The sequence below is a fragment of the Mesorhizobium sp. M1A.F.Ca.IN.020.04.1.1 genome (assembly GCF_003997315.1).
Taxonomy (GTDB): domain Bacteria; phylum Pseudomonadota; class Alphaproteobacteria; order Rhizobiales; family Rhizobiaceae; genus Mesorhizobium.
In genome coordinates this window covers 1-11,122 of sequence record NZ_RZSN01000183.1, presented here as the reverse complement: position 1 = coordinate 11,122, position 11,122 = coordinate 1, and the positions used below count along the sequence as shown (strand labels likewise).

At 65.0% G+C, this 11,122-nt stretch carries 12 protein-coding genes; 4 read left to right on the top strand and 8 right to left on the bottom strand.

Translation table 11 applies throughout. From position 1 onward, the window contains the following. Window positions 1–646, bottom strand: a 646-nt coding sequence (locus EOA49_RS26545; protein WP_245460810.1) for a pilus assembly protein TadG-related protein, incomplete at its 3' end; no start/stop codon positions are given. A 280-nt stretch (window positions 647–926) separates the two neighbouring features. On the opposite strand from EOA49_RS26545, the gene EOA49_RS26540 reads away from it, so the two are divergent. Continuing rightward, on the top strand, window positions 927–2,144 hold the full coding sequence (locus tag EOA49_RS26540) for a TadE/TadG family type IV pilus assembly protein (RefSeq protein WP_095801447.1): 1,218 nt from the start codon (window positions 927–929) through the stop codon (window positions 2,142–2,144). 24 nt (window positions 2,145–2,168) lie between these two features. Here EOA49_RS26540 and EOA49_RS26535 read toward each other — a convergent pair whose 3' ends face one another. Further along, on the bottom strand, window positions 2,169–2,405 hold the full coding sequence (locus EOA49_RS26535) for a hypothetical protein (protein ID WP_127243439.1): 237 nt from the start codon (window positions 2,403–2,405) through the stop codon (window positions 2,169–2,171). 479 nt (window positions 2,406–2,884) lie between these two features. Between EOA49_RS26535 and EOA49_RS26530 the strand changes: the two genes are divergently transcribed. From EOA49_RS26530 to dinB, 3 genes are all read left to right on the top strand, one after another. After that, on the top strand, window positions 2,885–3,169 hold the full coding sequence (locus EOA49_RS26530) for a hypothetical protein (protein WP_067001023.1): 285 nt from the start codon (window positions 2,885–2,887) through the stop codon (window positions 3,167–3,169). A gap of 742 nt (window positions 3,170–3,911) precedes the next feature. After that, complete coding sequence (locus EOA49_RS33740) at window positions 3,912–4,550, top strand: cupin domain-containing protein (RefSeq protein WP_245460809.1); 639 nt, start codon at window positions 3,912–3,914, stop codon at window positions 4,548–4,550. 144 nt (window positions 4,551–4,694) lie between these two features. Next, window positions 4,695–5,957, top strand: a complete 1,263-nt coding sequence (dinB, locus tag EOA49_RS26520) for a DNA polymerase IV (protein ID WP_095801569.1) — start codon at window positions 4,695–4,697, stop codon at window positions 5,955–5,957. A gap of 235 nt (window positions 5,958–6,192) precedes the next feature. Here dinB and EOA49_RS26515 read toward each other — a convergent pair whose 3' ends face one another. The 6 genes from EOA49_RS26515 to EOA49_RS26490 form a co-directional block, all read right to left on the bottom strand. After that, window positions 6,193–7,077, bottom strand: coding sequence for an aldose 1-epimerase (locus EOA49_RS26515; RefSeq protein ID WP_245460808.1), 885 nt, complete (start codon window positions 7,075–7,077; stop codon window positions 6,193–6,195). Next, complete coding sequence (locus tag EOA49_RS26510) at window positions 7,064–7,819, bottom strand: SDR family oxidoreductase (RefSeq protein WP_127239839.1); 756 nt, start codon at window positions 7,817–7,819, stop codon at window positions 7,064–7,066. The genes EOA49_RS26515 and EOA49_RS26510 overlap by 14 nt, the downstream gene beginning before the upstream one ends. A gap of 11 nt (window positions 7,820–7,830) precedes the next feature. Next, on the bottom strand, window positions 7,831–8,562 hold the full coding sequence (locus tag EOA49_RS26505) for an ATP-binding cassette domain-containing protein (RefSeq protein WP_127239838.1): 732 nt from the start codon (window positions 8,560–8,562) through the stop codon (window positions 7,831–7,833). Between the two features lie 3 nt (window positions 8,563–8,565). Further along, complete coding sequence (locus EOA49_RS26500; RefSeq protein WP_066993166.1) at window positions 8,566–9,543, bottom strand: ABC transporter permease; 978 nt, start codon at window positions 9,541–9,543, stop codon at window positions 8,566–8,568. A gap of 158 nt (window positions 9,544–9,701) precedes the next feature. Next, window positions 9,702–10,679, bottom strand: a complete 978-nt coding sequence (locus EOA49_RS26495; RefSeq protein ID WP_095828680.1) for a sugar ABC transporter substrate-binding protein — start codon at window positions 10,677–10,679, stop codon at window positions 9,702–9,704. 39 nt (window positions 10,680–10,718) lie between these two features. Continuing rightward, the coding region (locus tag EOA49_RS26490) for an enolase C-terminal domain-like protein (RefSeq protein WP_281058462.1) at window positions 10,719–11,122 on the bottom strand (404 nt) is incomplete at its 5' end.

Below are 11,122 nucleotides of genomic sequence, written 5' to 3'. Positions count from 1 at the left end.
TTGTCCCCGGATTGTTCAGCACCATGCCGCCGACCGAGATCAGGCAATCGGCCTGGAGCCCCGCCGATCCCTGCACCTTGATGGCGTCGTTGGCGATCGAATTCGACATGACCGAGCAGCCCTTGAGCTTGACGCTTGTGCTGCCGGAAAAGAGCGCCGCCTGGCCAGCCGACTTGCTGAGCGCCAGCACGCAGGCATTGGAGCCTTCGGTGATGAGCGCCACCGCCCTCGCCTTCTCCGACACCTTGCCCTGCGTGAAGATCTGGGTGAACAGCCGGTCCAACTGTTGGGTCAGGATCACCTCGACAGCTTTCTTGGCGGTGTTCGGCCCCGAGGTCGGCGGGTCATTGACGACGACGGTTGCTGCGGCCAATGCGTTCGAGGCGACCGATTGCGTCGCGGCCGCCACGATCGTCGGCTTGTCGGATCCGGCGACTTTCTCCAACGCGGCGGCATAGGCGGCCGCATCCGCCCCCGCCTGTAGTTTCAGGCTCGAATAGTACCAGTAGGACGTCTCGACGCCGAGCCCAGCCCCGCCGACGACGATCGGCAGGGTGAGCGCGAAGATCGTCGCAACATTGCCGCTCTCGCCGCGCCGCAGGCGGCGGGAGACGAACTGTCTGAAAATCCGACCGAATGTGTTCATGGCCGAGCGCGCCCAAGCTATCCCAGCCACCACGTTCAACACCCGGCGATAAACGAATGGCTAATTTTTTTCCTCGACTTGCGATTTTCAGACCCTTGCATGCATATTTACCGCCCTGCGCGGCCACGACTCAGACTTAGGTCCCACTCTATATAGGACGTTAGGTCAAGCTGCGGATAAATCAGCGATTTTAGCTTTTGCTGCATTTTATCTTTTTCGGAAATCGGTCGTAGAGACGGCTGGAGTAGTGTCTCTGCCGTTTCCGGCGAGGGGTGCTGCCATGATCAGACGGTTCTGGGCTTCGACGCGCGGCAATTTCGCGCTGGCGACCGCAATCGCCATGGTGCCGCTGATGCTTGTCGTGGCCGGCGCCGTCGATGTGGCCGGCACGAGCGACGACGCGGCGCAACTGCAGAACTCGCTGGACGCAGCCGGGCTGGCGGTGGGCACGAAATACCAACCGACCATGTCGGCCGGCGATGTGCGCCAGCTCGGCCTGACTTTCTTCTCAGCCAATCTGAGCGTCGCCGATGCCGGCGAATATTCGGGCAGCGTCGGGGCCTTCCAGGCAGCGGCCAGCGGCGATCCGAGCGGCTACACCATCGCCCTGTCGTCGAGCATCAGCCGTGCGGCTTTCATCAGCGGCGCGCCGGCCTGGCAGGCGACCCGCTCCGCCTCCGTCGAGGTCAAACCCGGGGCGCAAGCGTGCGTTCTGGCGCTCGATCCGCATGTTGGCTCCGCCGTCAACCTGCAGGGCTCGACCAATGTCGCGATGAACGGCTGCGTGATCGCCGCAAACTCGGACGCGGCCGACGCCATCGACCGCGGCGGCTCGGCCCTGCTCAGCGCGGCATGCGTCTCGACGGTCGGCTCGACCTCGGGGATAACGCCGCCCAACGCAACACTCTCGTGCGACGCACCGCTCGAAAACCAGTACGCATCGTTCGACCCGTTGGCCAATGTCACCCCGCCCGCTTACGGCATGTGCCAATCGATGCCGAACGGCAAGACGGTCACGCTTTCGCCCGGCACCTATTGCGACAAGACCTGGTCAGGAAAGATCACGCTTAATCCGGGCGTCTACATCCTGCGCAATGTCACCATAAAGCCCGGCGGCAACGGCAGCCTCACCGGCCAGGGCGTGACGATCTTCCTGATGGAAGGCTCGCAGCTCTACATCAATGCCAATGAGCAGGTGAACCTCTCGCCGCCGGCCAGCGGCGCCTATGCAGGCATCACCATCTTCCAGGCCAAGGGCAACACCTCGGCGCTGACGATCAACGGCGGATCCGGCTCAGTGGTCAGCGGCTTCATCTATGCCCCCGACGCGGCGATCTCCTATGCCGGCAATTCGGACATGAACGCGCAGGGCAATTGCCTGCGGCTGGTCGGCAATACCGTAGGCATGACCGGAAACTCGGCGGTGAAATCGGACTGCGCGGCCGAGCTCGGCAATCGCGAGATGTATGCCGGCAGGATGATCACCCTGGTTAAATAGCGCGGCTCTTCCCTCGAGGGGAAATCAGTACTCGCCGACGATATCGGCGCCCGGCTGTTCGTCGAACAACACCGCGCAGCCGCGCTGCAGCGCCACCTGGCTCAACGCGTTCGCCGCCGCTTCGTCGGACGAGACGAAGTCCCCGGTCAAGACGCGCAGTTCCTCGACGGCTTTCGACATTGAAACAAGGCGCCCAGCCGCGCCATCGCTGGCGCAGGCGTCGACGACGCAGAGAAGATCGATCAGTTCGAAGCTGTCCATGGCGGCCTCCGCCCACAGGATCCCTTCGCGGAAGACAACGGCGTGACGGGCGGCCGGGTTCCGCTCGGAGTGGTGCATCATGATTTGGCGACAGCCTGGGCGGCCCGCGCCGAGATCGAGCGAAGCGGCAGGCAGGGCTTAAAAGCACGTCGCGCACGCCTGTGGTCGGATCGACCGGCAAAAGCGCGGCGAACAGGTTCGCGAATCTCGGCAGACTGCGGGATTGTGGGAGTTGCCCGCCACATCGCAGGAAATGGCGGGCAACTCCACTTTCAAACCGCCGATGAAGGGACGTTACTCGACGGTTGTGCCACAATGAGTTGTGGGCCTACTTGTTTCCAGAAATCGCCCATTCGGACCTCTGCGCTCAAAGGTGCGGCCTCAGGTCCCGCCTGACAAGGGACCGTGGCCCGAAAGCAGGAACATTCCAGCTTTGGCGCCGTTGCCACGACATCCCAATCGGCAGAGGAGAGGAAACCATGGCCGACAGACCTACAGTTGTAAACACCAGTGGCGGGGGCGGCGCCGGCACAGCCGTGGCCATCGTTCTTGCCATCATCGCGATCGTGGCCCTGCTGTTCTTTACCGGCATCATCAATGTCGGTGGCCGCACCGGCGGTGGCGGATCGACGGATGTCAACGTAAAGCTCGATGCGCCGAAGGTCGAGGCGCCCAAGGTGGAGACGCCTGCGGCACCGTCGACGACGCCGGCACCCGCACCGGCCGCACCGGCTCCGGCCCCGGCGCCGGCCAACGGCGGCTGATCCGCCAGGCGCAACCGGCAGGCCGGCTGCGCGTTTATCGAATGGCTACTCCAGCTTCGGCCCGCGCATTCCTCTGGTAGGCGCGGGCCCTTTTTCTCTCGGGCCCTCTTTTCTCGGGCAGGTCCGCTCAGTCATCCAATTCCATCGGCCGATGGCCCGGCCTTTGATGCCAGACGACCTGGCGGAAGTCCGTCAGTTCGACGACTTGGTCGCAGGTCGGACAGATATAGTTGTCGCAGCACTGGCGAAGCGCCGGCGGAGTGCGGCGCACTGCCCCGACCGGCGGACGGGTTTCCGTTTTTCCTACCTGATGAAGCATCGATTCCTCCCAGTTTTTCTGATTTTTCGAGTATCGCCTTCCACCCGGCTTGGCCTCGCCTATGGCGGTTTTGATGGGCGCGGTGAGCGCGCGCCCGCGAGCGGAAATGAAAATGGACTATCGCGGACGGGGCCTGGCTTTGCCGCGGCGCTATTGGCGAAATTCACTTGCCGAGGGTTCACAGGATTCTCCCCAAGGGGCGAGAAACGGGGTGGCCCCTCAACCACCGTCGTGCCAGGCGCAAGGAACAGCAAAACACCGGCAGAGCGTGCTTGCAATAGGGCCTGCGCGGCAAAATCGATTTCGCGCCGCGCCCGGCAATTACATTAGCAATCATTCATTGAAAGGCGTATCAATCCAGCGGCGGTCGCCGACGATCGCGCGTCAGGCCCCGCTTGCAATCCTTGGAAATGGGAGGATGCCATGGCCGAAGCTGCAATGAAGGTCACCAAGCTCGAATCCAAGTCGCATAACAATCCCGACGAGGTTCGCTCGCCCGCCAAGACCCGCGTCGAAGTGGTGCGGCTGCCGGGCTACACGCTCGGGCGGCTCAACATGGAGCCGGGCTGGAGATGGTCCGAATGCGTGAAGCCGGTGGTCAAGACCGACAGCTGCCAAGTCTCGCATGTCGGCTATGTCGTGTCCGGGACGATCACCATACGCATGGACGATGGGACGCAGAAGACCTTCGAGGCCGGCACGTCCTATACCATCCCGCCCGGGCATGACGCCTGGGTGGAAGGCAATGAGCCATTCCAATGGCATCGAGGTGCTCAGCGCCGAGCAATACGCCAAACCGGCCTAGCGGCGGCTGTCGGCGAAGGGACGGCCGATCCCCCATGTGGGACGATCAGAGGGGGCGCTGTCCCGCCATCGTCTCAGAACCTGGATCTCCGGCTCGGCCGCACTTCGTCATCCTGGTCTTCGCGCGTCGCTCGGCTCCTGACTTCGTCCTGGCATGACGCAGTTTTGGGCCGCGATCCTTCGCGCCCCTCCCTGGTCAGCGGTCAACCCGTCAAAGGGGAGCACACCGGCGCAACCGGTCAAAGCCCTTGGTTGTGACGGGTTGCAGATGTTCTCATACCCAGCTGGCCGGCTTGACAGGAAACTCCTTTTGTTCTCTTTATGTTCATACGCATTACCGCTTACAACAGTTGCTGCTAATGCTGCGATGCCGCAAAGCGGATGGATGGAGCCGGGAGCGCGATGGCCGCCACGAACGCCGCTTCGGCCGCTACGATCCTGCATGCCGATCTCGACGCCTTCTACGCCTCGGTCGAGCAACTGCTCGACCCGTCGCTGCGCGGCAAGCCGATCGCAGTCGGCGGCGGCGTAGTGCTTGCCGCCTCCTATGAGGCGAAGATTTTTGGCGTGCGCGGCGGCATGCCCGGCCGCAGGGCGCGCGAGCTCTGTCCGCAGCTCATCTTCGTCGGCGGCCGCTTCGGCGAATACCAGCGTCTCGGCGACGCCGCGATCAAGGTGCTCGACGATTTCACGCCGCTGGTCGAGCGCATCTCGATCGACGAGGCTTTCGCCGATGTCGCCGGCTGCACGCATCTGTTCGGACCGCCGGACGAAATTGCGCGAACCATCCGCCGCCGCGTGAAGAGCGAGCTCGGCCTGCCGATCTCGATCGGGGTGGCACGGACGAAGCATCTCGCCAAGATCGCCTCGCAGGTGGCCAAGCCCGACGGGCTGGTGGTGGTCGAGCCTGGCACCGAGCTTTCCTTCCTGCACGATTTGCCGGTGTCGCTGATGTGGGGCGTCGGTCCGGCAACCAAAGCCAGGCTCGCCGAGATCGGCGTCGAGACGATCGGGCAATTGGCGCGCACGCATAGCGGCGCGCTGGAGCGGCTGATCGGCCATGCCGCCGGCCAGAAGCTCGCGGCTCTTGCCTGGAACCGCGACCCGCGCCGGCTGGAGACGCATCGCCGCGCCCATTCCGCCGGCGCGCAGTCGGCGCTGGGCCGCAAACCGGCGCTGCCGCGCGTCTTCGTGCCGACGCTCCTGCATCTCGCCGATCGCGTCGCCAGCCGCCTGCGCGCCAAGGACCGGCCCGGCCGCACGGTGACGGTGCGCGTGCGCTTTGCCGACATGCGCGCGGTCACGCGCTCGGTGACGCTGGAGCAGCCGATCCAGGCGACGGCCATGCTCGCTGACGTCGCGGAAGAGCTGGTCAGAGGCGTGCTCGCCGCTCACCCGGGCGAACGGGAAATCTCGCTGCTGGCGATCTCGGTCTCGCATCTGGAAGAGCATGCCGAGCTGCAGCTCGAACTGCCGCTCGGCCTGGCGGACGAGAAGCTGAAGCCCGGCAGCCGCAAAGGCCTCGCCCGCTTCGGCGCCGACCGCGCCATAGACAAGATCCGCCAGCGCTTCGGCAAGCAGGCCGTCGGCTACGGCACCGTCGCGCTGCAAGCAGCGCGCTCGGTGCCGGATGAATTCAGGGAGCTGGCGGAGAAGGAGCTGTGAGGGAGGTGCTTCGGCATCTGCTCTGCGGCGCTGGAGATTGGCGAAAGCCGACGCGCCGTCCGATCTCCCCCTTGTGGGGAGATGTCGCCGAAGGCGACAGAGGGCGTCGCCGCGCGTGAAGCGCCGGCGTCGTCGGCGACGAAGACAATGCTGGCGATCTATGTGAGACGACCCTCTCTGGCCTGCCGGCCGTATCCCCCTCAAGGGTTGAGATCACGCGCTCGGTCGGCTGCCCTCAACCCGCCACCGCCCAGACCAGCCGCATCGCCGCGCTCATCGTTTGCCCATCTTCAAGCACCGTCAGCCCTTCGCCGTGATGCGCATCGACCGGGTGCGACACCGGCTCGAAGCAGAAGAAGTCGGCGTCGGATGACGGGGAATAGAGGATATAGACGCCAAGCTCCGGCGAGGCGGTGAGCGTGACCCCGATCCCCTCCTCGAGCTGCGCGATCGAGGCGCGACGATTCCAGCCGTCGAAGGCGTTGTTGACCCAGTCCCACGGCAGCGGGATGGAGCGCGAGAAATCCCAGGCCGGGCGCTCGCTCACGGGCACGACGCCGACCGGCAAATGGCGCTCGTCCTCCAGCCAGACACGCCCGGCCTTGGCCTCGAGCAGGGTTGTGTCGCCGCGCGGGAACCAGGGATGGAAACCGAGGCCGTAAGGCAGGCGCATGCCGGCGCGGTTCTCCACCGTCAGCCGCGCCTCCAGCGCGCCGTCCCGCAGCGCATAGGCCACGGTAGCCGCATAGCGGTAAGGACCGATCGCGCCCTCGTCGAGCACCAGCTCCGCCTCGGTGTCCGTGCGGCGGGCAAGCCGCCACGGTTTCTGGAAACCGTCGCCATGGATCGGAAAGGCTTCGCCCGGAATGTTCGGCGCGACGGCGTGGAAGCGGCCGTCGAAAGTGAAGCCGCCGCCGGAGATGCGGTTCGACCACGGCACCAGGAGTTGGCAGCCGGACGTGCCGGTGCCATCGCCCGGCTTCAGCAGCGGAACCGGCGCGCTGCCGATCACCAGCGCGTCATAGCGCGCGATCGCCGCGCCCTTCTCCGGCGCCAGCACCAGCCTCGCCTGCCCGTCGTTCAGCTTGACCGCGCCGGCCATATCCTCACCAGCCGCCATCGATGGCGATGTTCTGGCCGCTGATCATGTCGGAGGCGGGTGAGGCGAGGAACAGGACGAGCTCGGCGACATTGTCAGGCTCGATGCGCGTCTTGAGGCTTTGGTTCTCGAGGATCCAGTCATTGTACTGCTTCAACCGGTCGCCGAAGACGCGCGCCTCCGCCTCCGAGACCACCGCGCCCGGCGACACGGCGTTGACGCGGATGCCATGCGGCCCGAGCTCGCGCGCGAGCGACTTGGTGAGCCCGAGCATGGCGCCCTTCGAGGCGACATAGGGCACGTAGCCGTCCCAGCGGCCGTTGAGCGTGATCGAGCAGAAGTTGACGATCTTGCCGTAGCCCTTCGCCTTCATGCCCGGCGCGCAGGCCCGCGCCAGCGCAAAGGCGGCCGAGGAATTGACGCGGATCTGATCCTCATATTCGGCCAGCGAGAACTGCTCGAACGGCCGGTTGATGATCAGCGCCGCGTTGTTGATCAGGATATCGATCCCACCTTCCTTCGCCGCCAGCGCGGCAACGGCCGCTTCCGCATCGGCCAGCCGGTTGAGATCGCAGCCGACGAAGGCCATATCGCCCCTGGCCTGTCCGGCAAGTCTCGCCACCGTCTGCTCGGCATCGCCGATGTCGGGGCGGTCGAGCACCAGCACGCGCGCGCCGGCCCGCGCCAGCGTCACCGCCTGGGCCCGGCCAAGCGAGCCGAGGCCGCCCGTCAGCAACACTTTACGACCAGCGAGCGCCTTCATTGCCTAACCCCTCACAGGACAGAATGGACTTCGTCGATCGAAGTGTCGCCGATACGCTTGTCCAGCACCATCTCGCCGCGCGCCATCGCGACGATACGGTCGCAGCACTCGAAGACGTGGTGCATGTTGTGACTGATGAAGACGCCCGTCACTCCCTGTTCTTTCAGGCCGCGCACGAAGCCGATCACCTTGTTGGTCTCCTTGACCGAGAGGTGATTGGTCGGCTCGTCGAGGATCATCACCTTCGACTTGAAGTGCATGGCGCGCGCGATCGCGACGCCCTGGCGCTGGCCTCCGGAGAGCTCGCCGACGAGCGCATCGGGGGAGCGCAGATGCAGGTCGACATTGGCGATGGCGCGCACGCTTTCCTCGGCCATCTTCTTCTGGTCGAGGATGCCTACGCCGAGGATCGAGAACCGGATCGGCTCACGGCCGATGAACAGGTTGCGGGCGATCGACATGGTGGGGACCATGGAATTGTACTGGTAGATGGTCTCAATGCCGAGATCCATCGCGTCGCGCGGCGTCGCGATGCTGACCTCCCTGCCCTCGACCTTGATCTCGCCCTGGTCGGCGCGGTGGACGCCGGACAGGATGTTGATCAAGGTCGACTTGCCGGCGCCGTTGTCGCCGACCAGTCCGAGCGCCTCGCCGCGCTTGAAGTCGAGCGTGACGCCTTTGAGGGCATGCACGCCGGAATACCATTTGTGCAGATCGCGCACCGAGATGATGGCATCGCTCACGGCTCAGCCCTCCATCTTGATGGCCTTGGCGCGCTTGCGCATCCAGGCATTGGCCACGACGGCAAAGATGGTCAGGAAGCCGATGGCGAATTTGAACCAGTTGGCGTCGACATGGCTTAGCACAAGGCCGTTGTCGATGACACGGATGAGCGTCGTGCCGATGATGCCGCCCATGACAGTGCCGATGCCGCCGGCGAGCGAGGCGCCGCCGATGACGGCGGATGCCACCGCCTGCAGCTCCATCCCCTCGCCGATCGAAGGCAGCGGCGACCCCAGCCGCAGCACCTGCAGCATGCCGGCGAAGCCCGAGAGCACCGAGCACAGCATGAAGCAGACGATCTTTACCCTGGCAGTTGGGATGCCCATCGCGGCGGCGGCCGGCAGGAAGCCGCCGGTAGCCTTGATCCAGTTGCCGAAATTGGTGCGCGACAGCATCAGCGAGGTCAGCACCGCGACCGCGACGAACCACAGAAACGACATGCGGAACATGTTGCCCGGCCCGACGAAGGAAGTGAACAGCCAAGTCGGCAGGTCGGCGGGCAACAGCGGCGGAAAGCCGCCGGAAACCACAACGGTGAGCGATCGCGCCATGAACAGCATGCCGAGCGTGGTGATGAAGCTCGGGATGGCGAAGCGGATGGTGACGTAACCGTTGATGAAGCCGATGGCCGCCGAGACGAGCAGCCCGGCGAGCAGCGCCAGCGGGAACGGCCAGCCCTGCACCATCAGCACCGCCATCGTCATCGGCATCAGCGCGAAGACCGAACCGACCGACAGGTCGAACTCGCCGCTGATCATCAGGATGGTAACGCCGATGGCGACGAGGCCAGCCTCCGGCAGGATGCCGAGAATGCCGCGCAGATTGTCCTGGTTCAGGAACACGCCGTGGGAGCGGACCTGGAACAGGACGATGAGCAGCACCAGGAGGATCAGCCCGGCCAGTTCCGGCTTCTCAAGATAGGTCTTGAACAGGCGCTTCAATGAAAGGCTCCGGTGCGGTGATTGTGAAAGGTACTGTGGCGCCGCGTTCCTTCACACCCCCCTTTGTCCTGCCGGACGGTCCGGCAGGACAGAGGGGGGTGATGTCCCGCCAGCATTTCGGTGACGGGCGTCTCGGCCAATCTCAAAGGCATGCGACCTCAGCGCATGCCCTGCGCGGACAGCGCCATGATCGCATCGGCGTCCTTCTGGCGCACGATGCCCTGCCCCGTGTCGATGTCGGAAGGCGCAAGACCGAGCTTCTTGTTGAGATAGACTTCCATCACCGGCATGAAGCCCTGCATGTAGGGCTGCTGGTCGACCAGCGCCTGGACATAGCCCTTCTGCATCTGCTGCAGCACTTCCGGCACGAGATCGAAGCCGCCGAGCAGGACCTTGCCGGGCGCAACCCCGCGATCGGCCAGCACGCGCGCCACGCCGGCGCACCAGAAGCCGGTGTCGAAATAGGCCGTGGTGTCGGGATGCGCGTTGAGATAGGCGCCGACGCGGTCGGAAGTGATGGCGAGGTCGGTGCCGCTGTCGATGCGCTCCCACGAAACGTCGCGGTCCTTATGAGCGGCCTTGTATTCCTCGAGGAACTGCATGACGCCGGCGCCGCGGGTTTCCGACCAGTTCTGGCCCGGCGCCGAGATGCCGACCAGCACCTTGATCGGACCATCCTTCGGGAAGCTCTCGGAAATCGCCTTGGCGAGCGAGTATCCGGCTGGCTTGAAGCCCTGGCCGATGAAGGCCTGGCGCGCATTGCCCTTGGCGCCTTCGGTGTCGTCGACATTGACGGCGATCACCACCACGCCGGCGTCGCGGGCCTCCTTGATGACATCGTCGAAGGCATGGTCGTCGACGATGGAGGTGAGCAGCGCGTCGGGCTTGGCGGCAAGGGCCGCGCGCATGTTCGCGACCTGCTGCTCGATCGATCCCTCGGTCTGGGTGAAGACCATGTTGCAGTTGGCCTCGACCTTGGCGCAGCCATCATCGAAACCTTTCTTCACCGCCTGCCAGAATGTGTTGGAGGCCGACGAATGATGGGTAAAGACGATGTTGAGCCCGTCGGCTTTGGCGGCCGATTGCCCGCCGATGAGGGCGGCGCCGAGCAGAAGCATTGCTGTCAGTTTTCTCATGTTTGTTCCTCCCTATGGATCCTAGATGTGCGTCTTGGGCTAAATGTCCGTCTGGCTGCTGACGCGGCGGTGGACGGTGTAGGCCTTGCCAAGATCGGGACTGAGCGCCAGCCCGAGCCCAGGCCCCGGCGGCACGGTGATCATGCCGTCTTTCACCTCGGGCAGCGCCGTCACCAAGTCGCGGTACCAGGTGCGGTAGAAGGCGCGCACGCTTTCCTGGACGAGCGCGTTGGGCGCGTTGAGCGACAAATGGGTCGACGCTGCGAGCACGACCGGACCGGTGCAGTCGTGCGGCGCCACCGGCAGCCGCCAAGCCTCGGCCATCGAAGCGATCTTGCGCGCCTCCGACAGGCCGCCGCACCAGGAGATGTCGAGCATGACGATCCCGGCCGCTCCAGTCTCCAGAAGGTCGCGGAAAGCCCAGCGGCTGCCCAGCGTCTCGG

Excerpts from the sequence above, each read along its gene's own strand:
- EOA49_RS26510 (WP_127239839.1), bottom strand. The coding sequence starts at position 7,819 with ATGAAGGCGCTCGCTGGTCGTAAAGTGTTGCTGACGGGCGGCCTCGGC.
- EOA49_RS26530 (WP_067001023.1), top strand. The coding sequence starts at position 2,885 with ATGGCCGACAGACCTACAGTTGTAAACACCAGTGGCGGGGGCGGCGCC.
- EOA49_RS26515 (WP_245460808.1), bottom strand. The coding sequence starts at position 7,077 with ATGGCGGCTGGTGAGGATATGGCCGGCGCGGTCAAGCTGAACGACGGG.
- dinB (WP_095801569.1), top strand. The coding sequence starts at position 4,695 with ATGGCCGCCACGAACGCCGCTTCGGCCGCTACGATCCTGCATGCCGAT.
- EOA49_RS26535 (WP_127243439.1), bottom strand. The coding sequence starts at position 2,405 with ATGGACAGCTTCGAACTGATCGATCTTCTCTGCGTCGTCGACGCCTGC.
- EOA49_RS33740 (WP_245460809.1), top strand. The coding sequence starts at position 3,912 with ATGGCCGAAGCTGCAATGAAGGTCACCAAGCTCGAATCCAAGTCGCAT.
- EOA49_RS26495 (WP_095828680.1), bottom strand. The coding sequence starts at position 10,679 with ATGAGAAAACTGACAGCAATGCTTCTGCTCGGCGCCGCCCTCATCGGC.
- EOA49_RS26540 (WP_095801447.1), top strand. The coding sequence starts at position 927 with ATGATCAGACGGTTCTGGGCTTCGACGCGCGGCAATTTCGCGCTGGCG.